The organism is Pseudomonas sp. MPR-R2A5 (genome assembly GCF_058793055.1).
Genome location: NZ_JBXAFK010000048.1, coordinates 26,473 through 51,088, shown reverse-complemented (window position 1 = coordinate 51,088; position 24,616 = coordinate 26,473). Strand labels below are relative to the sequence as shown.

The window sequence follows — 24,616 nt, the reverse complement described above, 5'->3', positions numbered from 1 at the left end:
ATGCACTGGCAACGAAGGAGAAGCTGTATGCAAGTCAACATCAGTGGACACCAACTGGAAGTGACCGAACCGCTGCGCGCCTATATCGGCGAAAAACTCAAAAGAATTGAGGGGCATTTCGACAAGATCACCAACGTGCAAGTCATTATGACTGTCGAGAAGCTGAAGCAGAAAATTGAAGCCACCTTGCGTATACCCGGCGGAGAAGTCGTCGCCAATGCCGAGCATACTGATATGTATGCCGCCATTGACGACCTGACCGACAAACTGGATCGCCAAATCAAAAAGCATAAGGAAAAGCAGTTGAGCCTCCTTCAGGGCACCGGCCGCTAACACTCCCCACCCATGATCCGACTTGAAACCATCCTGACCCCCGGCCGTTCCCTCGTGAACGCGCCGGGCGGCAGCAAGAAGAAAGCCCTCGAACAAATTGCCAACCTGATCAGCCGAGAAGTGCCTGATCTGGAGATGCAAGATGTCTTTGAGGCTCTGATTGCCCGTGAAAAACTCGGTTCCACCGGTTTTGGCAACGGCATCGCCATTCCTCACTGCCGCCTCAAAGGCTGCGACACACCTGTCAGCGCCCTGCTGCACTTGGACGCGCCTATCGATTTCGACGCGATCGACGGTGCCCCGGTAGACCTGCTGTTTGTTCTGCTGGTCCCACAGGCCGCCACCGATGCGCACCTGGAACTGCTTCGGCAGATCGCAAGCATGCTCGACCGCAAGGACGTACGCGACAAACTGCGCAGTGCCAGCAGCAACGAGGCACTGTACCAAGTTGTCCTGGATGAGCAAAACAGGCAGTAATCATGCGTTTGATCATCGTCAGCGGCCGCTCTGGCTCGGGTAAAAGTACCGCCCTCAACGTTCTTGAGGACAACGGTTTCTATTGCATCGACAACCTGCCCGCCGGGCTGCTGCCGGAGTTGGCGGAACGCGCCCTGATCCACACCGAATTGGCGCAGCCCCTGGTCGCCGTTTCGATTGATGCCCGCAACCTGCCCAGCCACCTTACGCGCTTCCCGGAATTGCTCGAAGAGGTGCGCGCCAAGCACATTCATTGCGATGTGCTGTATCTGGACGCCGACGAAGAAACCCTGCTCAAGCGCTTCTCCGAGACCCGTCGACGCCACCCTCTCAGCAGCCCCCATCGTTCCCTGGCCGAAGCCATCGAGGACGAAACCAAGTTGCTGGGGCCGATCATTGACCTCGCCGACCTCAAGATCAACACCACCAGCCTCAACCTGTACCAGTTACGCGATGCCATCAAGCTACGCCTGCTGAACCAGCCGGAGCCGGGCACGGCATTTCTGGTCGAGTCCTTTGGCTTCAAGCGTGGCATGCCGGTGGATGCCGACCTGGTCTTCGATGTGCGCTGCCTGCCCAACCCCTACTGGAAACCAGAGCTGCGTGACCAGTCGGGGCTGGATCAGCCAGTGGCCGATTACCTGGCCGCGCAACCGGATGTGGAGGAGATGTTCCAGGACATCTCCAGCTACCTGCTCAAATGGTTGCCGCGCTTTGCCGCGAGCAACCGAGCCTATGTCACCATTGCCATCGGCTGCACCGGCGGCCACCATCGCTCCGTCTACCTGACCGAACGCCTGGGCCAGGTGCTGCAAAAAAACCTCAAGAATGTCCAGGTCCGCCACCGCGACCTCAGCTGAAAGGAACACCTGCGCGATGCCCGCTCTGGAAATTGAAATCATCAACAAGCTGGGCCTGCACGCACGCGCCTCTGCCAAATTCGTCGGTATTGCCGGGAAGTTCCCTTGCCAGATCCGCGCCGGGCGCACACCGGAGACCATGGTCGATGGCAAAAGCATCATGGCGATGATGATGTTGGCAGCCGGCAAGGGCACCAAGATTCATTTGAGCACCGAGGGCGAGCAAGAGCAGGAAGCAATGGAGGCCCTGGTGGAGCTGATCAACAACTTCTTTGATGAGGGTGAGTAAAACCATCCGCTGAGGCGGGCGTGAAGCCAGGGGCTTCACCCCAAGGCGGTATCCATCACCATCATCAAGCAAAAACCGCTACATAGCCCCAGACTGGCAAGCTTTTCGTGACCATTACGCCGCGATTCGGGGATCACTTCATGAGTCACCACCAGCAGCATCGCCCCGGCAGCCAACGCCAGGCCAAGCGGCAACAGCACCTCGGCCAGGGTCACCAGCCAGGCGCAAAGCACGGCGAACACTGGCTCTACCAAGCCTGACGCCGCACCGATCAAGAAGGCCTTGACCCGCGACATCCCCGCCCCGGCCAATACCAACGCAATCACCAACCCTTCCGGCACATCCTGCAAGGCAATGCCCATGGCCAGGCTGTCGGCATCCGGCATGCCGCCGCCGGCTGAAACGCCAACGGCCATGCCTTCGGGGATGTTGTGGGCGATGATGGCAAACACAAACAGCCAGATGCGCGGTGGAATCACCGGTTTATCCGGCGTGCCCACCAACATCTCCGGGCTGGCGCCGGAGACTTTGCGGTCCACCAGATACAAACCGAATGCCCCCAGCATGATGCCGAAGCTGATCAGCCCACCTGCCCCCCAGGGCGAAAGGCCAAGGGCTTCGGCAGCAGCAATACCAGGTACGACCAGCGAAAAGGCAGTCGCCGCCAGCATCACGCCGGCACCGAAGCCCAACAAGGTATCGCTCAACGCCACCGGCATCCGACGAATCACCAATACCGGAACCGCCCCCAGCGCCGTGCCCAGCGCGCAAATCGCCCCGCCTTGCAAGGCGCGCATGATGCGCGGCTCCAGATCCAGCCAGGCCAGCCCGTGGGCCACCAGCAATGCAGTACCTGCCAATAGCAGCAGCGAGCCAAACGCATAACGAAACATTCGCACGCTACTGATCGCCAGTGTTTCAGTGCCCATAGTCGGCCTTAGATCTTGTTATCGAGGTGACTGTCAGGCCAGCGCGGCCTGATAGCGGGCAGCAACTTCCGGCCAGTTAATGACACTGTAGAAGGCATTGATGTATTCAGGCCGACGGTTCTGGTACCGCAGGTAATAAGCATGCTCCCAGACGTCCAGGCCGAGGATCGGCGTATTGCCATTCATCAGTGGGCTGTCCTGGTTGCCGCTGCTTTCCACTATCAGAGTCTTTTGCGGGGTGACGCTCAGCCAGGCCCAGCCGCTGCCGAAACGGGTCAAGGCGGCTTTGGTGAAGGCTTCCTTGAAACTGTCGAAACCACCGAGTTGCTCTTCAATGGCTTTTCCCAGCGCGCCATCGGGCTTGCCACCACCTTTAGGCGACATCACCGCCCAGAACAGTGAGTGGTTGGCGTGGCCGCCGCCTTGGTTGATTACGGCCACACGCAGTTTTTCCGGCAGTTGTTGCACGCTGGACACCAGTTTCTCCACCGGCCAGCCCGCAAATTCGGTGCCCTCGACCGCAGCATTGAGGTTATTGATGTAGGTCTGGTGGTGCTTGGTGTAGTGAATCTCCATGGTTTGCGCATCGATATGCGGTTCCAGGGCATCGTAGGCATAGGGCAAGGCAGGCAAGGTGTAGGGCATATCAATGTGCTCCGTATTGAGACGTGGTCGGCTGCACGGCAGCACCGCTCAGTAAGCGATGGGTGCGCGGGTACTCACCGTGATCACTGATAAAATTCAACAGTTCGACGTAAGTCTTGCTGCTCTGGCGCAAGGCCGCTTCGCGCAGTTGCGGGCTCAGACGCACGTCCTGCATGGCCTGCAGCAAGCGCTGGTGAATAGCACAGAGGTATTCGGCGCTTTCCTCGGGCTGATTCAGGCGCAGGTGCAAGTCCGCCAGGTTGTGATGGGAAATGACGCAAGCCGCTACTGCTTCGTCGGCGTTCGCCCAGCGCTCGAACAGCACTTGGGCCAGGGCCAGGGCTTGCAGATAGGCCTCGCGAGCGTCAACCAATTCGCCCTGCATAAAGCAGCGATTGGCCCGTTCGATCGTGCGTTTCCAGTGCTCCATGGTGAGCCTCCAAAGCAGGGTCGGTGATTACACGCCGCCGGCCGTGAGTTTTTCCGGATCCAACAGGACTTCCAGTTGGCTACGGGGCAAGTCGGTGTGCTCAAGGGCCACATCAATCACCGGACGGCCTTGCTGATAGGCCTTCTTGGCGATTTCAGCAGCCTTTTGGTAACCAATGATCGGGTTGAGTGCAGTCACTAGGATCGGATTGCGCGACAGCGCTTCCTTGAGCTTGGCTTCGTTGACCTTGAAGCTGGCGATCGCCTTGTCCGCCAGCAGGCGGCTGGCGCTGGCCAGGAGCTCCAGGCTGCTGAGTAGATTCTGGGCAATGATCGGCAGCATCACGTTCAGCTCGAAGTTGCCGGATTGGCCGGCAACCGTGATGACGGTGTCATTGCCGATGACTTGCGCGGCAACCATCGCCGTGGCCTCCGGGATCACCGGGTTGACCTTGCCGGGCATGATTGAGGAACCAGGCTGCAAGCCTTCCAGTTCGATTTCGCCGAGGCCGGCCAGTGGGCCGGAGTTCATCCAGCGCAGGTCGTTGGCAATTTTCATCAACGATACGGCGGTGGCTTTCAATTGGCCGGAGACGGCAACCGCGGTGTCCTGAGAGCCGATCAGCGCAAACAGGTTCTTGCCAGGCGTGAACTGCACCTGGGTCAATTGGCTCAGTCGCTGGCTGAAACGTGCAGCAAACTCCGGGTGAGCGTTGATCCCGGTGCCCACTGCCGTCCCTCCCTGCGCCAGCGCCTGCAGACTTGGCAGCAGGTCCTGCAGGTGGCCGATATTGGCCTTGAGCTGCTGCGCCCAACCGTCAAGCACCTGACTCATGCGCACGGGCATGGCGTCCATCAGGTGGGTGCGGCCAGTCTTGATGAACGGGTGCACTTGTATGGCCTTCTGCTCGATGACCTGTACCAGGTGCAGCAGGGCCGGCAGGGTTTGCTCATGCAGCACCAACGCCGCGCTGACGTGAATGGTGGTGGGGATGATGTCGTTGCTGCTTTGGCCACAGTTCACATGATCGTTGGGGTTGACCACCTCGCCCAGCAGACGGCTGGCCAGGGTCGCAATGACTTCGTTGGCGTTCATGTTGGAGCTGGTGCCGGAACCGGTCTGGAAGATATCCACAGGGAAGTGCTGCATGAAGTCCCCTTCCAGCAAGCCTTGGGCGGCGTCGACAATGGCCTTGCCCTGCCCTTCGCTGATCTGCTTGAGGTCGACGTTGACCTTGGCGGCCGCGATCTTGGCCAGGATCAGCGCACGAACGAATTGCGCCGGCATGCGTTGGTGGCTGATCGGGAAGTTATTCACCGCGCGCTGGGTTTGTGCGCCGTACAGGGCCTCGGCGGGGACTTGCAGTTCGCCCATGCTGTCGCGTTCGATACGGGTGTTACTCATCATTAGATCCTTGCACTAGGTCGGAATGAGAAATAGACGGCAGCAATTCGCAGGTCGCCAATTGCCAGGCAAAGGTCTGCCAGCGCTTGAGGCGGCAGGCACAGTGGGAGAGTTTTTCCAGGTCGCGCAGCGGTCGCCAGGCTTGGTCCAGGCACATTGAGCGCCAGTGCCAGGGCAATGCGATATCAGTGGCGGTATCGATCAGCAGGCGAAATGCCGTTTCGGCGATCGTCCACGGGTGGGTCGCGGTACAACACGCCAAGTATCGACCTTCATTGAGGTAATGCTCGATCAGGCGAGGTTCATTGGGATCAAGGCCACAACGAATCTGGCGACTCATCCAGCGCCAGCTCTCCAGATAGGGATCCTCATGCAGGACAGTACTCATGATCCGCACTCGCTCAATAATGATATTTATTATTAAATGATATTGAGAATCAAAACAAGGTCACCCTTCCCATCCTTCAACCATGCGCCCACAAAAAAGGCGCGCCATCTCCAGGAGGGCGCGCCTTTTTTGTGAAGCGTCGGAAGGATCAGCTACCGGCGACCATCATCCGCTCGATCAATACCGAACCCGTGCGAATGTTGCTGCGCAGTTCCAGGTCGTTCCCGACGGCAACGATCTGCTTGAACATATCGCGCATATTGCCGGCGATGGTGACTTCCTGGACGGCGAATTGAATCTCGCCATTTTCCACCCAGAAACCTGCCGCGCCCCGGGAATAATCACCGGTGACCATGTTCAGGCCCTGGCCCATCAACTCGGTCACCAGCAGGCCACGCCCCATGCGCCGCAACAGCGCCGCCTGGTCTTCATCACCGTGGGTCACAAACAGGTTGTGCACGCCACCCGCGTTGGCCGTACTGGGCAAACCGAGCTTGCGACCGGCATAGGTGCCCAGGACATAGGACACCAATTCGCCCTTCTCGACGAACGGCTTGGCATAGGTCGCCAGGCCATCACCGTCGAACGACGAACTGCCCATCGCGCGCATCAGGTGTGGACGCTCATCGATGGTCAGCCACTCAGGAAACAGTTTCTGGCCGATCGCGCCTTCAAGGAACGACGATTTTCGATACAGGTTGCCGCCGGAAATCGCCCCCAGAAAGCTGCCGAACAAACCACCGGCCAGCTCTGCCGAAAACAGCACCGGCACTTCGCAGGTCGGTACCGGGCGCGCACCCAGGCGACTCGCGGCACGTTGCGCAGCACGTTGGCCAATGCTGGCAGGAGACGCCAGCAATTCGCCCTGGCGGTTCACGTCGTACCAGTAATCGCGCTGCATCTGCCCATTGGCCTCGGCAATCATCACGCAGCTCAAACTATGGCGCGTGGAGGCATAACCGCCGATAAAACCATGGCTGTTGCCGTACACGCGGCACCCTTGATGGGTGCTCAACGTGGTGCCATCGGCGTTCTTGATGCGGGCATCGGCATCGAATGCCGCCGCTTCGCAGATCAATGCCTGTTCGATGGCCTGCTCTGGCGTGATGTCCCAGGCATGAAACAGGTCAAAATCCTGCAGGTCCTTGGCCATCAATGCCTTGTCGGCCAGGCCCGAACTCTCATCCTCGGAGGTGTGCTTGGCAATTGCCAACGCAGCAGCGACAGTCTCGCGAATGGCTTCCGGGCCACTGGCCGACGTACTGGCCGAGCCTTTGCGCTGCCCTACGTACAAGGTGATGCCAAAACCCTGGTCGCGGTTGAATTCAACGGTTTCCACTTCCCGCTGACGTACCGACGTCGACAACCCCTGCTCCAGCGACACAGCCACCTCGCACGCACTGGCCCCCTGGCGCTTGGCCTCGGCAAGGATCTGCTCGACTTGTTCCTGCAGTGCCGGTAACGCTTGCGGACCGACGCTTTGGGCTGCACTCATGGTTTTCTCCACTCAAATTCTGCTTTCGGTTAAGGCCATCGAGCGACCGGGCCGGACAAGCGGCCCCCGACTGGTTATCATGGCGGCGTTTCTTTGCGGACTGCCACCATGGTTGATTCTTACGACGACTCCCTCGATGGGGAGAAAAGCAAAACCCAGGTCAAACGCGAGCTGCATGCTCTGGTTGACCTCGGCGAGCGCCTTACAACGCTCAAGCCGGACTTGATTGCAAAATTGCCTCTGACCGACGAAATGCGTCGGGCCCTGGCGGATGCGCCCAAGCACACCGCGAATATCGCGCGTAAACGGCACATCATGTTTATCGGCAAGCTGATGCGCGACCAGGACACTGACGCCATTCTGACCTTGCTCGATCAACTCGATGCCTCCACTCGCCAGTACAATGAACGCTTCCATAACCTGGAGCGTTGGCGTGACCGCCTGATCTCGGGCGATGACGCGGTACTGGAGAAGTTCTTGGTGGACTATCCGGATGCCGACCGCCAGCAACTGCGCTCCCTGATCCGTCAGGCCCAGCACGAGCAGGCGCATAACAAGGCGCCGGCCACCAGCCGTAAAATCTTCAAGTACATCCGTGAGCTGGACGAGACTCAACGCGGCCTGCGCTGATCCTCTTCCCCGGGTGGCGGTCTTCGCCACCCGAAGCTCCCGGTTTACGACCCTGTGCCACCCACGGTGATCGCATCAATCTTCAAGGTGGGCTGCCCCACGCCGACCGGCACCGACTGCCCATCCTTACCGCACGTACCGACGCCGCTGTCCAGCGACAGGTCGTTACCGACCATCGACACCTTGCTCATCGCCTCTGGTCCGTTACCAATCAACGTTGCCCCTTTGACCGGGGCGGTAATCTTGCCGTCTTCGATCAGATAGGCCTCGCTGGTGGAAAACACGAACTTGCCGCTGGTGATATCCACCTGGCCGCCGCCGAGATTGGCGCAGTAGATACCACGCTTCACCGAGGCGATGATTTCCGCCGGGTCGCTTTCGCCACCGAGCATGTAGGTGTTGGTCATGCGCGGCATCGGCAAGTGAGCGTAGGATTCGCGACGGCCGTTACCAGTGCGCGCCACGCCCATCAGACGGGCATTGAGTTTGTCTTGCATGTAGCCCTTGAGCACGCCGTTCTCGATCAGCGTGGTGCACTCGGTCGGCGTACCTTCGTCATCGACCGTCAGCGAACCCCGGCGCCCGGCCAGGGTACCGTCATCGACAATGGTGCACAGTTTGGAGGCGACCATCTCACCCATGCGTCCGCTGTAGGCCGAACTGCCCTTGCGGTTGAAGTCGCCTTCCAGGCCATGGCCGACCGCTTCGTGGAGCAATACGCCAGACCAGCCCGAACCGAGCACCACCGGCAAGGTACCGGCCGGCGCCGGAATGGCTTCCAGGTTGACCAGCGCCTGGCGCAGTGCCTCACGGGCGTAACCCATGGCGCGATCATCGGTGAGGAAATAACGGTAGTCGGTACGCCCGCCGCCGCCATGACCGCCACGCTCGCGGCGCCCGTTCTGCTCGACGATCACACTGACGTTGAAACGCACCAGCGGCCGTACATCCGCCGCCAGGCTGCCATCGGTGGACGCCACCAGGATCCGCTCCCACACGCCAGCCATGCTCACGGTGACTTGTTGGATACGCGGGTCCAAGGCGCGGGTGGCGGCATCGACACGCTTGAGCAACTCGACCTTTTCCGCACGGCTGATCACTTCCAGCGGATTATCCGGCGCGTACAACTGGGCCACATCCTGGGTACTGAACGCCTGCACCGTGCCATGTTGACCGGCACGGGAGATCGAGCGCGCTGCGCGAGCGGCCAGGCCCAGCGCTTCCAAGGTGATCGCGTTGCTGTAGGCAAAACCGGTTTTTTCACCGGATTGCGCCCGCACCCCCACGCCCTGGTCGAGGTTGAAACTGCCTTCCTTGACGATGCCGTCTTCCAGGGCCCAGGACTCGGAAATCTGCCCCTGGAAATACAGGTCGGCCGCGTCGATGCCCGGTCCGGCCAGATCGCCGAGCACGGTTTGCAGACTTTCGATGGTCACGCCACCGGGTGCCAGGAGGTGTTCACTGACTGAGGACAACAACTCGCTCATAGGTTTGGCCTTAAATTCATCGTTCTGAAGCAGGCCGCTGCGCGCCCTGCGAAAAAAAGCGCCGATGGTTCACCACCGGCATGCGCGCCCGTATCGACGCCTGTTCACTGCTGTCGCGCTCGGCCAGCAACACCGCTTCGCCTTGATCCTGTTGCGTCAGTATGCGCCCCCACGGGTCGACAATCGCCGCGTGGCCAAAGGTTTCCCGGGGCCCTGGGTGCACACCGCCCTGGGCGGCCGCCAGCAGGTAGCACTGGGTCTCGATGGCCCGCGCGCGGATCAACACATCCCAGTGCGCGGCGCCGGTCACCGCCGTAAAGGCCGAAGGTGCGGTAATCAACTCAGCCCCGGCCGCGCGCAATTCGCTGTACAGCTCGGGGAAACGCAGGTCGTAGCATACCGTGAGGCCCAAGCGGCCAACCGGCGTATCCGCCAGCACCACATTACTGCCGAAAGCATAGTCATCGGATTCACGATAACGGCCTCGGGCATCCGCCACGTCGACATCGAACAAGTGCAGCTTGTCGTATCGGGCCACTATCTCGCCCTGGTCATTCACCAGCAACGAGCAGGCGTTGACCTTGGCATCCGGCTGGTCCCTGGGCGGCAGCGGCAATGTGCCTGCAACTATCCATAAGGTGAGGTCGCGGGCGGTCTGTTTCAACCATGGCAGGATCGGACCTTCACCCAATGCCTCGGCACGGCCGATATCAGCCACGTCACGGCGTCCCATGGCGGCAAAGTTTTCCGGCAGCACCGCGAGCTTCGCCCCGCCCGCTGCCGCTTGCTCCAGCAAGCGCCGGGCCTGGGCCAGGTTGGCCAGCACATCGCTCTGGCTGACCATCTGAATTACCGCAAACGACATGGGCCGATACTCCGTAAACGAATAGCTCCAGGCTACTCCAGAAAGTCTCAGTTAGGCTTTTCGAATGGCTTGTCGAAGGTGATTTTCGGATCCTTCCAGGGCCCTTCCACTTTGTATTGCACACTGGCAAAGCGCGCGACGCGGTCACCGATCAGCTTGTCGATCAGGAACAACGCGCCACCAATGGCCGGCGCACCCACAATCAGCGCCGCAATCGGCAGGTTGTTGGTGACCGGCAGGGTCACCAACAGCTTGGCGTCCACGCGGTCGGCGACCAGGTCCAGGGTGCCATTGAGTTCCAGGTTGGTCGATGGCCCGGTCATGGTGATGGGGTCACGGGTCACAAATACGCCGTTGCTCGCTGCCAGCAAGCCCTTGACGCGGTCATAGCTCAAGCCTTTGCCGAGCAGGTCGGAAAAGTCCAGGCGCAACCGGCGGCCAATGGAGTTGAAGTTAAGCAAGCCAAACACCCGAAGCGCCTGGGCACCGCCTTCCACTTCAACGAACTGGCCTTTGCGGAAGGTGGCATCGAGGCTACCGGAAAAACGTTTGGGCCCGACCCAGGCCGGCGACCCCGGCCAACGGCCGTCTACGTCCAGGTGAAAATCTTCACTGGTCACGGTAGGCGCAAAGCCCCAGCCCTTGAGCACATCGGCGATGTTCTTGCCATCCAGGCGCCCTTTGTACCAACTGCTGCTGTCCCCCGGTGCACCCTCCCAGCCCCCCGCGCCCTTGAGCTGCATGCCCTTGAGGCCCAGGTCCAGGCTATTAAAGGCCAGGCCCTTGGCGGTTGGCCGGATTTTCAGCGACCAGGCCCCTATCAGGTCCGGTCCCTGGAACAGTTGATCAATGCTGATATCAAGCGCCGGGATCCCCTTGGGATCGATATCGGCCAACGGGTCCGGGGCGTTTTCGTCTGCCTGGACGGTCGGGTCCACGGCCGGCAATTTCACGAACTGCAGGTTGATCGCGATGGGCGCGCCCTTGGCATCCGGCAGGTTCACGCTGCCTTTGGCCTGCTGGCTGTCGAGTTGCAGGCCCCAGGCGGTGGGTTTACGGTCAAGCTGCAAGTTGACCTGGTCGAACTGCTTGCCGAAGCCAGTCAGCTTGCCCACCTTGAAGTCAGCGCCGCTCAGCAGTTGCTTGGCGCTGCCGCCAGGGTCATTGCCCGCGTAGCGGTCCACGAGTTTCTTCCAGGGGTCTATGTCCAACTCCGAAAGCACGCCACGGATGCGCAACCCCTTGCCAGCGGGCAGCACGGCATCGCCATCCCCCAGGAATAGCTCACCGCGGCCCTCATTGAACTTGTCCGGCGGCGCCGCAAAGGTGAAGTTCGCCAGCTCGCCATAATCGAACCAGTAACGACGCTCGGCGCCCTGCAAGGTCATGCGGAACGTACTGTCACGCCCCTGGCTGGCCGCCATGCCGAACGGTGCCGGCAGATCCACTGCGACCCCCTTGAGGTTGGAATTGACCATCAATTGGCTATCGGCGCCATCCAGGTTGACTTGCAACTGGTACGGAATATCGCCGGACACCGGCAGTGGCTGGCTGATTTTCAACCAATCGGTCAGCCGCTTGACCGTGACCTGGCCTTTGGCCGTGATGCGGGTACTCAGATTACCTGGCTTACCATCGGCAAAAATCTGCGCGCTAATCGGCCGTTCGAATGCTTGCGCCGTAATATTCTGCCCACTCAAGCCCTTGGCACTATCAAAGCGGAAGTCACCCTTGAGTTGCGTCAGGTCCAGGGTCGGCTCAGCCAATTGCAAGCGCGCCTTGTCGGTCTGGAAATCCACCACGATCTTCGGTTCGGTACCTTTGGCCAGCGGAATATCCAGGTCCAGCTTGCCTTGCAGGTCCCCCTCGCCTTTCCAGCCGGCAAAGGTCGAGGCAGTGCCTATTGGCGCTTCCTGGAGAATCTTCAGGCCATCACCCAGGCCACCGGCAAACCCGCCGGTGAGCAGCAGGTGGCTGTCCTTGCCCGCGGGTGCGTGGGGAATATTGACGTAGACGTCCTTGACTTGGGTGTCGAGCAACTGGCCCTTGCTGGCCAGGATGCGTACGCCACTCTCCTCGACGAACACTTCGCCATTGACCTTGCTCACATGCGGCCAGCCCGGCTGGAATGCCAGCTCTGCATCATGCACCTTGAAGAACAGGCTGATGTTGCGCGAAGCCGGCAGCGCGTCATGGTTCAACGAGCCCTGGTACTGGAAGAAACCTTGATCGACCGCGCCCTTGAGAATCGCTGTGCGCAGCCATTCGTCCAACGCGGGGCTCAGTACCGCTGGCAGGTACTTGGGCGTGAAGCGCCCATCGCCATCGACCATGCCGACCCGCAGGTCCATGTAGTCTTCCTGGCCAGGGTCAAAGTGCAGGCGGATCAGGAAGTCAGCCGCGACCTTGCCCTCTTCCCCCAGCACCTTGATATAGGGAGCAATCAGGGTGAAGCCTTCTTTATCCAGCTTCCAGGTCAGGCGCGCATTCGCCTGGATGTACTGCCAGGGCTTGGCGAAGATCGGAAACAGGTGCAGGGAAAAGTCCTTGCTGTCCAGGCGCAACTCGCCATGCCCCAGGTCACCGCTGATGCTGCCGGATACGTTCCGCGCTGCCGGTGCACCAAAGTAAGCATCGAACCCCACCCGCTCAAGGTTGGCGGCGAAGCTGACTTTCTGATCGGTCGTGTCCTGGGGACGGAAATCCACCAGCACATTGCGCAACAGGCCAGTGGCCTTGAGGTGCTCGATGGTCTTGGCGAAGCCTTCCGGCAGGGGCGCCAGGGCATTCAGCAACGGCGTAATGGGCGTGAGGTCCAGGCGATCGGCCTGCAGGTTCCAGACCTCCTGCGCCTGGTCGGTGGCCAGGCTCTGCTGCAACTGCAAGCGCGATTCCCAGCGGGTCTCGCCCAGGTTCATCGCCAACGAGTCGAACAATACCTTCAGACCCTGCTCATTGCGTTGCAGGTACGCGGTCAGGGCGAGGTTTTCGATATGCACGGGCTTGCGATCGGCGTAGCTGCCCTTCACCTGGGGTGAATTGAGGCGCACCACAGCACTCTGCACGTCACCCTTGGCCCAGTTGAGCCAGAACTCGCCACCCGCCTTGAACTGCGTGAGCTTCCATTGTTGAGTCAGTTTGGCCGGAATCCATTTGGCCCAATCGCTTTGCGGCAGGCTCAGGTAGGCGTCGACTTCAGCATCCTTCCATTGGCTTGCGCGAATGCGGCTGCGCAGGCTCAAGGCCAGGGGCTGGCCATCGGGCAAGGTCAGGCGGGCATCCAGGCGTTGGCGGGTGGTCCCGGTGTGCAGGCTCAGGCCCACATAGGTCAGGGTCAGCGGGGCATGGTCGATCGGTTGCAGGGTCACCTGGCTGTCGAGCAACGACACACGCTTGACCATTTGCAGGCGTTTGAGCACCTGCTCCGGGTCCAGCGGCTGGTCATCCTGCACCGGCAGGCCTTGCAGCGCCCAGTGGCCGTCCTGGTCTTCCTTGACGCTCAATTGCAGGCCGCTGACTTCCAGGTGCGCAAGACGCACTTCGCGGGCCATCAGGCTGGCCCAGATATCCGGCACGACTTCGACCTGATCCAGGCGCAAGGCGTTGCTGCCCTGGCCGACCATCACGTCGTGGGCCAGCAATACCGGTGCGAAACCACTCCAGCGCCCTTCCAGGCTGCCGATGTGCAGTGGCATATCCACTGCGGCCTGGGCCTTGGCTTCGATGTCCGCACGGTATTCGGCCACCAGCGGAGTCAATTCTCGTCCCAGGCTCACATAGACCGCCGCCAATACCAGCAGCAAGGCGCACAAGCCCAGGCCCCAACGGGTCAAAGCGGCAAAAAAGCGTTTCAGACGCTCCATGTCAGGCGACCCTCAAGGCAGTAAGCGGACGGCAGATCAAGGTCTGCGCATCTCGTAGAAAGAAACGAATGAGGATCAGAGCAGCACCACGTCGTATTGTTCCTGGGAATACATGGTCTCAACCTGGAAGCGAATCGTACGTCCGATAAACCCCTCCAGCTCAGCGACGTTACCGGACTCTTCGTCCAGCAGCCGATCGACCACTTTCTGGTTGGCAAGCACTCTATAACCTTCGGCCTGGTAGGCTCGCGCCTCCCGTAGGATTTCGCGGAAAATCTCGTAGCAAACCGTTTCAGGCGTTTTCAATTTACCGCGCCCCTGGCAACTGCTGCACGGCTCGCACAACACCTGTTCCAGGCTTTCGCGGGTGCGTTTGCGGGTCATCTGTACCAGGCCCAGCTCGGTAATACCGATGATATTGGTCTTGGCGTGATCGCGTTCCAGCTGCTTTTCAAGGGTGCGCAGTACCTGGCGCTGATGCTCTTCATCTTCCATGTCGATGAAGTCGATGATGATGATCCCGCCCAAGTTGCGCAGGCGCAGTTGACGCGCGATCGCGGTAGCGGCTTCGAGGTTGGTCTTGAAGATGGTTTCTTCGAGGTTGCGATGGCCCACGAACGCACCGGTGTTGACGTCGATGGTGGTCATGGCTTCCGCCGGGTCCACAACGAGGTAACCGCCCGACTTGAGCGGCACCTTGCGGTCCAGGGCCTTCTGGATTTCGTCTTCGACGCCATACAGGTCGAAAATCGGCCGCTCGCCGGGGTAATGCTCCAGGCGGTCGGCAATTTCCGGCATCAGCTCGGCGACGAACTGCGTGGTGCGCTGGAAGGTTTCCCGCGAGTCGATGCGAATTTTCTCGATCTTCGGGCTGACCAGGTCGCGCAAGGTGCGCAGGGCCAGGCCCAGGTCTTCGTAGATCACGCTGGGCGCGCCAACGGTCTTGATCTGCGCGCCAATCTGGTCCCACAGGCGCCGCAGGTAACGGATGTCCATGAGAATCTCATCAGCCCCGGCGCCTTCGGCCGCCGTGCGCAGAATAAAGCCTCCCGCCTCTTTGATGCCCTCGGCCGCCACGCAATCGCTGACCACCTTCTTCAGGCGCTCACGCTCGGCCTCGTCTTCGATTTTCAGGGAAATGCCCACATGAGCGGTGCGCGGCATGTACACCAGGTAGCGCGATGGAATCGACAGCTGGGTCGTCAGGCGCGCGCCCTTTGAACCGATGGGGTCCTTGGTGACTTGCACCACGAGGCTCTGCCCTTCGTGAACCAAGGCGCTGATGCTTTCGACCGCCGGGCCTTCGCGCAGGGAAATTTCCGAAGCATGGATAAACGCGGCACGGTCCAGGCCAATGTCGACAAAAGCCGCCTGCATCCCCGGCAATACGCGCACGACCTTGCCTTTATAGATGTTGCCGACAATCCCGCGCTTCTGGGTGCGCTCGACGTGCACTTCTTGCAGAACACCGTTCTCTACCACCGCCACGCGCGATTCCATCGGCGTGATATTGATCAGAATCTCTTCACTCATGGCTGGGTCTCGTTCAGGCGTTTTCACAATAGTGACCGATCGCTTAAGGCTTGGCGCGCAAGTACAGGCGTTCAGCGCGCGGTAAGGTTTTGCCAACAGGGTATGCCGAATTGACCAAGCAGTTCCGCGGTTTCGCACACGGGCAGGCCAACCACGGCGGAATAGCTGCCATTGAGCCCGGCCACAAACACCGAGCCCAGCCCTTGGATAGCATAGCCGCCTGCCTTGTCCTGGGGTTCGCCACTGTGCCAGTAGGTTGTAGCCTCCTCGACAGAAATACCCCGAAAACGTACGCGACTGCTTACACATCGAGTTTCACAACGCTGACCGTCCGTGAGGGCAACCGCCGTCAGCACTTCATGCTCACGCCCCGACAGGGCCAGCAACATGGCCAGGGCATCCGCCTGATCCACCGGCTTGCCAAGGATCTGGCCGTCGACAATCACTGCCGTGTCGGCACCCAATACACAGGCGCCCGACGTTTGCCCAAGCGCAGCAAAACCCGCCGTTGCCTTGCCGCGCGATAGACGCTCGACGTAGGAAACGGCAGATTCATTTGTAAGGGGAGTTTCATCAATGGCAGCACTGACCACGGTGAAAGGCACACCGATCTGGGTCAGCAGTTCACGCCGTCGCGGGGAGCCCGAAGCCAGATAAAGCGAATTCATTCCAGACTCTCCCTGTGGGGTTCGATAACCAGGCAGAGCCTCGCAATCCATTCAATTGATTTTATAGCGACGACGTAACCCGCGCAGGCCAAAACTGACCCATGGCCACAGCAGCGCACTGACCAGGGCCGGCAATACCAGCGCCAGGGTCGGCTGGCGGTTACCAGTCAAGGCGCTGAGCCACAGTTGCACCAATTGCGCCAGGCCGAAGATCACCAGGATCACCAGGCACTGTTGCCACATCGGGAACATGCGCAGGCGTTGCTGCAACGACAGCACCAGAAAGGTAATCAGGGTCAGGATCAACGCGTTCTGGCCCAGCAAGGTGCCATAGAGCACATCTTCCGCCAAGCCCAGGAACATCGCCGTGACCATGCCCACCTTGTGCGGCAGGTTCAGCGACCAGAATGCCAGCAGCAAGGCCAGCCACAGCGGACGCAGGATTTCCATGAACTGCGGCAGTGGCGAAACGCTGAGTAGCAAGCCGATGGCGAAGGTCAGCCAGACGATCCAGCCATTGCTCGAATGAGTACCGGCCATTATTCCTCCCTCTGCCGTGTGGTTGCCGGGGCGGCGGCTGGGGGCTTCGCAGCAGGCGTCGTGGTGGCGGGCGTGGTGGCCGACGGCTTGGTCGCCGCTGGCTTCACCGCGCGCGCACTATGAGCGGCCGGCTTGGCGGGCGTGGCCACGGGCGCTACTGCCGGAGCGGGCGCCGGTGTGGCCGATGCGGCAGGCGCCGGCTTGGGTACGGTTGCCGGAATGATCGGCGCGGTGCCGTTTTGCTTGTCTTCCGCTTCCTGGGCTTGTGCGGCGTCGTTGGCACGCTCTTCCGGGGTACGGTTGTCGCTGAATACCAGCAGCAGGTAGCGGCTGCGGTTCAGGGCGGCGGTGGGCACGGCGCGCACAATGGCGAACGGCTGGCCAGAATCGTGGATCACTTCCTTGACTGTCGCCACCGGGTAACCCGCCGGGAAGCGTTGGCCGAGGCCCGAGCTGACCAGCAGGTCGCCTTCCTTGATGTCGGCGGTATCGGCCACATGGCGCAATTCCAGGCGTTCGGGGTTACCGGTGCCACTGGCAATCGCACGCAAGCCGTTGCGGTTGACCTGCACCGGAATGCTGTGGGTCGTGTCTGTCAGCAGCAATACCCGTGAGGTGTAGGGCATCAACTCGACCACCTGGCCCATCAAGCCACGGGCATCGAGCACCGGCTGGCCGAGCACCACACCGTCGCGCTCACCCTTGTTGATGATGATGCGATGGGTAAAGGGGTTGGGGTCCATGCCGATCAGCTCGGCGACTTCAACCTTTTCGTTGACCAGTGCCGAAGAATTGAGCAACTCGCGCAGCCGAACGTTCTGCTCGGTGAGGGCCGCCAGCTTTTGCATGCGCCCCTGCAACAGCAGGTTTTCAGTCTTGAGTTTTTCGTTCTCGGCGACCAGCTCGGTGCGGCTGCCGAATTGGCTGGCCACGCCCTGGTAGAGACGTTGCGGCAGGTCGGTGATCCAGTAGGTCTGCATCAATACCAGCGACATTTGGCTACGCACAGGCTTGAGCAGTGCAAAGCGGGCATCGACCACCATCAGCGCGACCGAAAGCACGACCAGCACCAACAAGCGCACGCCCAATGAGGGGCCTTTGGCGAAAAGCGGTTTAATAGGCCGCTCCTCCCAGGCAAAGTTTCTCTTTATTCATACGGCATCTAACCGGCCTGGATGCAGATTGAAGAAGATAAACGCCAACAGGCAGCACTGCAAAGTGCTGCCTGCGGGCGAAACATGGTGCAACCAACGGTCTTATTCGCTGGAAAGCAGGTCCATGGTGTGTTTATCCATCATTTCCAGTGCACGACCACCGCCACGGGCAACGCAGGTCAGCGGGTCTTCGGCAACGATCACCGGCAGGCCAGTTTCCTGGGCCAGCAACTTGTCGAGGTCGCGCAGCAAGGCGCCACCACCGGTCAGTACCAGGCCACGCTCGGCGATATCGGAAGCCAGCTCCGGCGGCGATTGCTCCAGGGCGCTCTTCACCGCCTGAACGATGGTTGCCAGGGACTCTTGCAGAGCCTCCAGCACTTCATTGGAGTTCAGGGTAAAGGCACGTGGAACGCCTTCGGCCAGGTTGCGACCGCGAACGTCGACTTCGCGAACTTCGCCACCGGGATAAGCGGTACCGATTTCCTGCTTGATGCGCTCGGCGGTGGATTCGCCGATCAGGCTGCCGTAGTTACGACGCACATAAGTGATGATCGCTTCGTCGAAGCGGTCGCCGCCTACACGCACGGACTCGGCATACACCACGCCGTTCAGGGAAATCAGGGCGATTTCAGTGGTACCACCACCGATATCCACCACCATCGAACCGCGCGCTTCTTCAACCGGCAGGCCGGCACCGATCGCAGCAGCCATTGGCTCCTCGATCAGGAAGACTTCACGGGCACCGGCACCAAGGGCCGATTCACGGATGGCGCGACGCTCCACCTGGGTGGACTTGCACGGAACGCAGATCAGCACACGAGGGCTGGGCTGCAGAAAACTGTTTTCGTGAACCTTGTTGATGAAGTACTGCAGCATCTTCTCGCAGACGCTGAAGTCGGCGATCACGCCGTCTTTCATCGGACGAATGGCAGCGATATTGCCTGGTGTTCGGCCAAGCATGCGCTTGGCCTCGGTGCCAACGGCAACGACACTTTTCTGATTACCATGGGTCCGAATAGCCACAACCGATGGCTCATTCAGGACGATACCGCGCTCGCGCACGTAAATAAGGGTGTTGGCAGTGCCCAGGTCAATGGAAAGATCGCTGGAAAACATGCCACGCAGTTTCTTGAACATGGGAAAGGGACCCTAGGCAACGCGTGGGTAAAAAAGTGCGGCAAACTCTAACAACGACAGGGATTTTGGGCAAGGCGCCAATGTGCTAAATTGGCCGACTTTCTGTGCACCAACCCCCACAATCGCGGCCATATGACCGTAGAAATGCGGTAGTGTTCCGACAATCTAACACACGGACGCCCTCCGTTCTGTTTTCCACTGGAGAATCCCATGGCGCTTGAACGCTCCGACGTGGAAAAAATCGCTCATCTGGCCTCGCTTGGCCTGAATGAAGCCGATCTTCCACAGACCACCGCAGCCCTGAACAGCATTCTGGGGCTGGTTGACCAAATGCAGGCCGTCAATACCGACGGCATCGAGCCCCTGGCTCACCCGCTGGAAGCCAGCCAGCGCCTGCGCGCAGACGTCGTGACCGAGGTTAATAATCGCGAGGCCTACCAGTCCATCGCACCAGCGGTCGAAAACGGCCTGTACCTGGTTCCGAAAGTCATCGACTAATAGGGAAAGAGCCTGCAATGCATCACATGACTCTGGCCGAGATCGCCCGCGGTCTCGCCGACAAAAAGTTTTCTTCCGAAGAGCTGACCAAGACCCTGCTGGCGCGTATCGCCGAGCTCGACTCCAAGGTCAATAGCTTCATCAGCCTCACCGAGGAGCTGGCCCTGAGCCAGGCCAAGGCCGCCGACGTGCGTCGCGCCAACGGTGACAATGGTGCACTGCTGGGCGCACCGATCGCCCACAAAGACCTGTTCTGCACCCAAGGCATCCGCACCAGCTGCGGCTCGAAGATGCTCGACAACTTCAAGGCGCCCTACGACGCCACCGTGGTGTCCAAGCTGGCTGCCGCCGGAGCCGTGACCCTGGGCAAGACCAACATGGACGAATTCGCCATGGGTTCGGCCAACGAGTCCAGCTATTACGGCCCGGTGAAAAACCCGTGGAACCTGGAACACGTCCCGGGCGGTTCGTCTGGCGGTTCGGCTGCCGCGGTCGCCGCGCGCTTCCTGCCCGCTGCAACAGCCACCGACACCGGCGGCTCGATCCGCCAGCCCGCGGCCTTTACCAACCTCACCGGCCTGAAGCCGACCTATGGTCGCGTTTCCCGCTGGGGCATGATCGCCTATGCATCCAGCCTGGATCAGGGCGGCCCCCTGGCCCGCACGGCCGAAGACTGCGCGATTTTGTTACAAGGCATGGCAGGCTTCGATCCGCAGGATTCCACCAGCATCGACGAACCGGTGCCGGACTACAGCGCCAGCCTCAATACCTCGATCAAAGGCCTGCGCATCGGCGTGCCGAAGGAATACTTCAGCGCCGGTCTCGACCCGCGCATCGCCGAATTGGTGCACAACAGCGTCAAGGAGCTGGAAAAGCTCGGTGCCGTGATCAAGGAAATCAGCCTGCCGAACAACCAGCACGCGATTCCGGCGTACTACGTGATCGCGCCCGCTGAAGCGTCCTCCAACCTATCGCGCTTCGACGGCGTGCGCTTTGGCTATCGCTGCGAGAACCCGAAGAACCTCACCGACCTGTACAAACGCTCCCGTGGCGAAGGTTTCGGTGTCGAAGTGCAACGCCGGATCATGGTCGGTGCCTACGCCCTGTCGGCCGGCTACTACGACGCGTACTACCTCAAGGCGCAGAAAATCCGGCGCCTGATCAAGAACGACTTCATGGCGGCGTTTGAAGAAGTCGACATCATCCTCGGCCCAACCACGCCCAACCCGGCCTGGAAGATCGGCGCCAAGACCGGCGACCCGATCGCCGAATACCTGGAAGACCTCTACACCATCACCGCCAACCTCGCGGGCTTGCCAGGCTTGTCCATGCCGGCAGGTTTCGTCGATGGGCTGCCGGTTGGCGTGCAATTGCTCGCCCCGTATTTCCAGGAAGGCCGCCTGCTCAATGTGGCGCACCAGTACCAGTTGAACACTGACTGGCACACTCGCACCCCTACCGGCTTCTGAGGAGAACACTATGCAATGGGAAGTCGTGATCGGGCTGGAGATTCATACCCAGCTCGCCACCCAATCGAAGATTTTCTCCGGTAGCGCCACCACGTTCGGCGCCGAGCCGAATACCCAGGCCAGCCTGGTCGACCTGGGCATGCCCGGCGTACTGCCGGTGCTGAACCAGGAAGCGGTGCGCATGGCGGTGATGTTCGGCCTGGCGATTGACGCCGAAATCGGCCAGCACAACGTGTTCGCGCGCAAGAACTACTTCTACCCGGACCTGCCCAAGGGCTACCAGATCAGCCAGATGGAACTGCCGATTGTCGGCAAGGGCCACCTGGATATCCCGTTGGAAGATGGCACCATCAAGCGTGTCGGCGTGACCCGTGCCCACCTCGAGGAAGACGCCGGCAAAAGCCTGCACGAAGAATTCCCGGGGGCCACCGGTATCGACCTGAACCGAGCTGGCACACCGTTGCTGGAAATCGTTTCCGAGCCGGATATGCGCAGCGCCAAGGAAGCCGTGGCCTACGTCAAGACGATCCACGCGCTGGTGCGTTACCTGGGCATCTGCGACGGCAACATGGCCGAAGGCTCGCTACGTTGCGACTGCAACGTATCGATCCGCCCTAAGGGCCAGGTCGAGTTCGGTACCCGCTGCGAGATCAAGAACGTCAACTCGTTCCGCTTCATCGAGAAGGCGATCAACAGCGAAGTCCGCCGCCAGATCGACCTGATCGAAGACGGCGGAAAGGTGATCCAGCAAACCCGCCTGTACGACCCGAACAAAGACGAAACCCGCGCCATGCGCAGCAAAGAGGAAGCCAACGACTACCGTTACTTCCCTGACCCGGACCTGTTGCCGGTGGTACTGGAAGACTCGTTCCTCAACGACATCCGCGCCACCCTGCCGGAACTGCCGCAGCAAAAACGCGAGCGCTTCCAGGAGCAGTTCGGCTTGTCCGTCTACGATGCCAGCGTGTTGGCGTCCAGCCGTGAGCAAGCCAACTACTTCGAAAAAGTCGTGAGCATTGCCGGCGACGCCAAGCTGGCGGCCAACTGGGTGATGGTTGAGCTGGGCAGCCTGTTGAACAAGCAGGGCCTGGAAATCGACGAGGCACCGGTCACCGCCGAGCAACTGGGCGGCATGCTGCTGCGCATCAAGGACAACACCATCTCCGGCAAAATTGCCAAGACAGTGTTTGAAGCCATGGCCAGTGGCGAAGGCAGCGCCGATGAAATCATCGAAAAACGCGGCCTCAAGCAAGTCACCGACAGCGGCGCCATCTCGACCGTGCTCGACGAAATGCTGGCGGCCAACGCGGAACAGGTCGAGCAGTACCGTGCAGCAGACGAAGCCAAGCGCGGCAAGATGTTCGGCTTCTTTGTCGGCCAGGCCATGAAAGCCTCCAAGGGCAAGGCCAACCCGCAGCAGGTAAACGAACTGCTGAAAAGCAAGCTCGAAGGCTGATTGCGATGAATGGTCCGAGTGAGACTTCTACTCGGACCCCTGTGGGAGCGGGCTTGTGTGGGAGGGGGCTTGCCCCCGATGGCGGTGATTCAGTCAAAGCATTCAGTGACTGGCACTCCGCTATCGGGGGCAAGCCCCCTCCCACATAAGCTCACCCCAAACTCGAAATGGGGGCACCTTGGAAATGAAGCGTCTATTCGGCCTCCTGGCCCTGTTTTCCCTGCTGGCCGGCTGCGCCAGCGGCCTCATTAACCCCAACGGCTACGATGAAACCGGCACCGCCTCTTATTACGGCGCCAAGCACCATGGCAAAAAAACCGCCAGCGGTGAACCTTTCAACCAGAACGCCCTGACCGCCGCCCACCGGCAATTGCCCTTTGGCACCCAGGTCAAGGTCACCAACCTCGACAACGACAGAACCGTGGTGGTGCGCATCAATGATCGCGGCCCGCATACTCGTGGGCGCTTGATCGATCTTTCACGCAAGGCGGCCGAACAACTGGGCATGCTGAGCAGCGGCACCGCACGGGTTCGCGTGCAAGCCCTGAACAATTGACGACGGAGCCCTGGCCATTTTCGGATTAACCGCCCTCTCGCCCTGGAGCCTGCTCGAACTGGTCAGCGGCCTGGTGCTGCTGATCGTCGGCGCCGAAATCCTGGTACGTGCCGCTGTGCGCCTGGCCGCCAGCCTCAAGGTCCGCCCACTGATTATCGGCCTGACGATCGTCGCCTTCGGCAGCAGCGCACCGCAGATGACCGTGAGCCTGCAGGCCACACTGGCCGGCAACACCGATATTGCCGTCGGCAGCGTCATCGGCAGCAGCATCTTCAATATCCTCGTCACCCTGGGCCTGTCGGCGCTGATCATTCCATTGCGGGTCTCGCGCCAACTGGTGCGCCTGGACATCCCGGTCATGATCCTCGCCGGCTTGCTGGTATTTACCCTGGCCGCCAACGAAGAGCTCACACCGCTCGACGGTTTGCTGCTGCTCTGCGCCCTGCTGGCCTACCTCGGCGTGCTGCACTACCAGACCCGCCATTCACGCCGTCCGCGCACGCTGGACATCGTGACCAAGGCGCCCTGGCTGAGCAGTGTATTGCTGATGTTCGGCGGCCTGCTGGTACTGGTACTGGCCGGGCATCTGTTGCTGGGCGCGGCGGTGGATGTAGCCAGTGACCTGGGACTGTCGGAACGCATCATCGGCCTGACACTGATCGGCGTTGGCACGTCCCTGCCGTGCCTGGCCACCTCGCTGATTGCAGCCCTGCGCGGCGAGCGGGATATCGCCGTAGGCAACGTGATTGGCAGCAACCTGTTCAACCTGCTGGGCGTATTGGGGCTGACGGCCCTGCTTGCGCCATCGCCGCTGTCGGTGTCGCCTAACGCCCTGGATTTCGATCTGCCGGTGATGCTTGGCGTGGTGGTGCTGTGCCTGCCGGTGTTTTATACCGGCTACCGTGTGACCCGCATCGAAGGCCTGGTGCTGCTGGGACTGTACCTGGCGTATGGGCTGCATGTGATGGCGTTCACCACCGGTATGCCGCTGGCCAACAAGCTTGAACAACTGATGCTGTTTTACGTCCTGCCAGTGCTGGTGGTGTTCCTGCTGTTCAGCACCCTGCGAGCCTGGCGCCGCCAACACAAGAGGGAATCGCAATGACCGATCAGAAAAAGCCCGGGGTTGAAATGCGTCGCCAGGTGATGGGCGATGTGTTCGTCGACCGCGCCCTGGGCAATGCCACCGAATTCACCCAGCCCCTCCAGGACTTCGTCAACGAACATGCCTGGGGCAGTGTGTGGAACCGCGAAGGCTTGCCGCTGAAGACACGCAGCCTGATCACCCTTGCCGCCCTCACCGCGCTCAAGTGCCCGCAGGAACTCAAGGGCCACGTGCGCGGCGCGCTGAACAATGGCTGCACCGTGGAAGAGATCCGCGAAGCGCTGCTGCATTGCGCGGTATATGCCGGCGTACCGGCGGCGATTGATGCGTTTAGAGCGGCACAGGAAGTCATCGAGGCGTATCAGGCCGACCAGCAGTGACTGCCAGATAGCATTGGCGAGC

At 60.8% G+C, this 24,616-nt stretch carries 25 protein-coding genes; 11 read left to right on the top strand and 14 right to left on the bottom strand.

Annotated features, from left to right (window positions below; all coding sequences use genetic code 11):
- The first annotated feature begins 27 nt into the window (after window positions 1-27).
- The 4 genes from hpf to AC1Q6I_RS27570 are packed head-to-tail and all read left to right on the top strand — an operon-like array spanning window position 28 to window position 1,959.
- Entirely contained in the window at window positions 28-333 is a 306-nt protein-coding gene (hpf, locus tag AC1Q6I_RS27585) for a ribosome hibernation-promoting factor, HPF/YfiA family (RefSeq protein WP_024073468.1), read from the top strand.
- 12 nt (window positions 334-345) lie between these two features.
- On the top strand, window positions 346-810 hold the full coding sequence (gene ptsN, locus AC1Q6I_RS27580) for a PTS IIA-like nitrogen regulatory protein PtsN (RefSeq protein ID WP_069075268.1): 465 nt from the start codon (window positions 346-348) through the stop codon (window positions 808-810).
- A gap of 2 nt (window positions 811-812) precedes the next feature.
- Window positions 813-1,670: an RNase adapter RapZ gene (rapZ, locus tag AC1Q6I_RS27575; RefSeq protein ID WP_102625287.1), complete on the top strand. Its 858-nt coding sequence runs from the start codon at window positions 813-815 to the stop codon at window positions 1,668-1,670.
- Window positions 1,671-1,686: 16 nt separating this feature from the next.
- Complete coding sequence (locus tag AC1Q6I_RS27570; protein WP_024073465.1) at window positions 1,687-1,959, top strand: HPr family phosphocarrier protein; 273 nt, start codon at window positions 1,687-1,689, stop codon at window positions 1,957-1,959.
- A gap of 35 nt (window positions 1,960-1,994) precedes the next feature.
- Here the strand turns inward: AC1Q6I_RS27570 and AC1Q6I_RS27565 are convergent, their stop codons facing one another.
- From AC1Q6I_RS27565 to pmbA, 6 genes are all read right to left on the bottom strand, one after another.
- Window positions 1,995-2,888: a ZIP family metal transporter gene (locus AC1Q6I_RS27565; RefSeq protein WP_069075266.1), complete on the bottom strand. Its 894-nt coding sequence runs from the start codon at window positions 2,886-2,888 to the stop codon at window positions 1,995-1,997.
- 33 nt (window positions 2,889-2,921) lie between these two features.
- Window positions 2,922-3,533, bottom strand: coding sequence for a superoxide dismutase (locus AC1Q6I_RS27560; protein WP_102625288.1), 612 nt, complete (start codon window positions 3,531-3,533; stop codon window positions 2,922-2,924).
- Window position 3,534: 1 nt separating this feature from the next.
- On the bottom strand, window positions 3,535-3,963 hold the full coding sequence (locus AC1Q6I_RS27555) for a DUF2753 family protein (RefSeq protein WP_102625289.1): 429 nt from the start codon (window positions 3,961-3,963) through the stop codon (window positions 3,535-3,537).
- Between the two features lie 27 nt (window positions 3,964-3,990).
- Window positions 3,991-5,367, bottom strand: a complete 1,377-nt coding sequence (locus tag AC1Q6I_RS27550) for a class II fumarate hydratase (RefSeq protein WP_102625290.1) — start codon at window positions 5,365-5,367, stop codon at window positions 3,991-3,993.
- Window positions 5,360-5,755: a hypothetical protein gene (locus AC1Q6I_RS27545; protein WP_024073460.1), complete on the bottom strand. Its 396-nt coding sequence runs from the start codon at window positions 5,753-5,755 to the stop codon at window positions 5,360-5,362. Before AC1Q6I_RS27545 ends, AC1Q6I_RS27550 begins: the two co-directional genes overlap by 8 nt.
- Before the next feature lie 148 nt (window positions 5,756-5,903).
- Entirely contained in the window at window positions 5,904-7,250 is a 1,347-nt protein-coding gene (pmbA, locus tag AC1Q6I_RS27540) for a metalloprotease PmbA (RefSeq protein ID WP_102625291.1), read from the bottom strand.
- A gap of 108 nt (window positions 7,251-7,358) precedes the next feature.
- On the opposite strand from pmbA, the gene yjgA reads away from it, so the two are divergent.
- On the top strand, window positions 7,359-7,880 hold the full coding sequence (gene yjgA, locus AC1Q6I_RS27535) for a ribosome biogenesis factor YjgA (protein WP_102625292.1): 522 nt from the start codon (window positions 7,359-7,361) through the stop codon (window positions 7,878-7,880).
- 44 nt (window positions 7,881-7,924) lie between these two features.
- Here yjgA and tldD read toward each other — a convergent pair whose 3' ends face one another.
- The 8 genes from tldD to mreB form a co-directional block, all read right to left on the bottom strand.
- Window positions 7,925-9,367: a metalloprotease TldD gene (gene tldD, locus AC1Q6I_RS27530; RefSeq protein ID WP_069075261.1), complete on the bottom strand. Its 1,443-nt coding sequence runs from the start codon at window positions 9,365-9,367 to the stop codon at window positions 7,925-7,927.
- A 16-nt stretch (window positions 9,368-9,383) separates the two neighbouring features.
- Window positions 9,384-10,232, bottom strand: coding sequence for a carbon-nitrogen hydrolase family protein (locus AC1Q6I_RS27525; protein WP_069075260.1), 849 nt, complete (start codon window positions 10,230-10,232; stop codon window positions 9,384-9,386).
- 47 nt (window positions 10,233-10,279) lie between these two features.
- Window positions 10,280-14,095 (bottom strand): YhdP family protein, encoded by a 3,816-nt coding sequence (locus tag AC1Q6I_RS27520; protein ID WP_024073455.1) that lies wholly within the window; start codon window positions 14,093-14,095, stop codon window positions 10,280-10,282.
- Window positions 14,096-14,170: 75 nt separating this feature from the next.
- Window positions 14,171-15,628 carry a ribonuclease G gene (gene rng / locus AC1Q6I_RS27515; protein WP_024073454.1) on the bottom strand — a complete coding sequence of 486 codons (1,458 nt, stop codon included), beginning with the start codon at window positions 15,626-15,628 and terminating at the stop codon, window positions 14,171-14,173.
- A 71-nt stretch (window positions 15,629-15,699) separates the two neighbouring features.
- Window positions 15,700-16,296, bottom strand: a complete 597-nt coding sequence (locus AC1Q6I_RS27510; protein ID WP_102624971.1) for a Maf family protein — start codon at window positions 16,294-16,296, stop codon at window positions 15,700-15,702.
- Between the two features lie 51 nt (window positions 16,297-16,347).
- The gene (gene mreD / locus AC1Q6I_RS27505) at window positions 16,348-16,836 is read right to left on the bottom strand and encodes a rod shape-determining protein MreD (protein WP_024073452.1); all 489 of its coding nucleotides are present in this window, start codon (window positions 16,834-16,836) and stop codon (window positions 16,348-16,350) included.
- Window positions 16,836-17,954 (bottom strand): rod shape-determining protein MreC, encoded by a 1,119-nt coding sequence (gene mreC, locus AC1Q6I_RS27500; RefSeq protein ID WP_081329150.1) that lies wholly within the window; start codon window positions 17,952-17,954, stop codon window positions 16,836-16,838. Before mreC ends, mreD begins: the two co-directional genes overlap by 1 nt.
- A gap of 138 nt (window positions 17,955-18,092) precedes the next feature.
- Window positions 18,093-19,130: a rod shape-determining protein MreB gene (gene mreB, locus AC1Q6I_RS27495; RefSeq protein ID WP_002555108.1), complete on the bottom strand. Its 1,038-nt coding sequence runs from the start codon at window positions 19,128-19,130 to the stop codon at window positions 18,093-18,095.
- 210 nt (window positions 19,131-19,340) lie between these two features.
- On the opposite strand from mreB, the gene gatC reads away from it, so the two are divergent.
- The 6 genes from gatC to AC1Q6I_RS27465 all read left to right on the top strand — a co-directional run bounded on the left by gatC (window position 19,341) and on the right by AC1Q6I_RS27465 (window position 24,594).
- Entirely contained in the window at window positions 19,341-19,628 is a 288-nt protein-coding gene (gene gatC / locus AC1Q6I_RS27490; RefSeq protein WP_010567677.1) for an Asp-tRNA(Asn)/Glu-tRNA(Gln) amidotransferase subunit GatC, read from the top strand.
- Between the two features lie 17 nt (window positions 19,629-19,645).
- Window positions 19,646-21,097 carry an Asp-tRNA(Asn)/Glu-tRNA(Gln) amidotransferase subunit GatA gene (gene gatA / locus AC1Q6I_RS27485; protein ID WP_102624972.1) on the top strand — a complete coding sequence of 484 codons (1,452 nt, stop codon included), beginning with the start codon at window positions 19,646-19,648 and terminating at the stop codon, window positions 21,095-21,097.
- A gap of 10 nt (window positions 21,098-21,107) precedes the next feature.
- A complete protein-coding gene (gene gatB / locus AC1Q6I_RS27480) occupies window positions 21,108-22,553 on the top strand; it encodes an Asp-tRNA(Asn)/Glu-tRNA(Gln) amidotransferase subunit GatB (RefSeq protein ID WP_102624973.1) in 1,446 nt (481 codons plus the stop codon).
- Window positions 22,554-22,737: 184 nt separating this feature from the next.
- Window positions 22,738-23,109: a septal ring lytic transglycosylase RlpA family protein gene (locus AC1Q6I_RS27475; protein ID WP_024073448.1), complete on the top strand. Its 372-nt coding sequence runs from the start codon at window positions 22,738-22,740 to the stop codon at window positions 23,107-23,109.
- A 58-nt stretch (window positions 23,110-23,167) separates the two neighbouring features.
- A complete protein-coding gene (locus tag AC1Q6I_RS27470; protein ID WP_102624975.1) occupies window positions 23,168-24,214 on the top strand; it encodes a calcium/sodium antiporter in 1,047 nt (348 codons plus the stop codon).
- Entirely contained in the window at window positions 24,211-24,594 is a 384-nt protein-coding gene (locus tag AC1Q6I_RS27465) for a carboxymuconolactone decarboxylase family protein (RefSeq protein ID WP_053254400.1), read from the top strand. The genes AC1Q6I_RS27470 and AC1Q6I_RS27465 overlap by 4 nt, the downstream gene beginning before the upstream one ends.
- Window positions 24,595-24,616 lie beyond the last annotated feature (22 nt).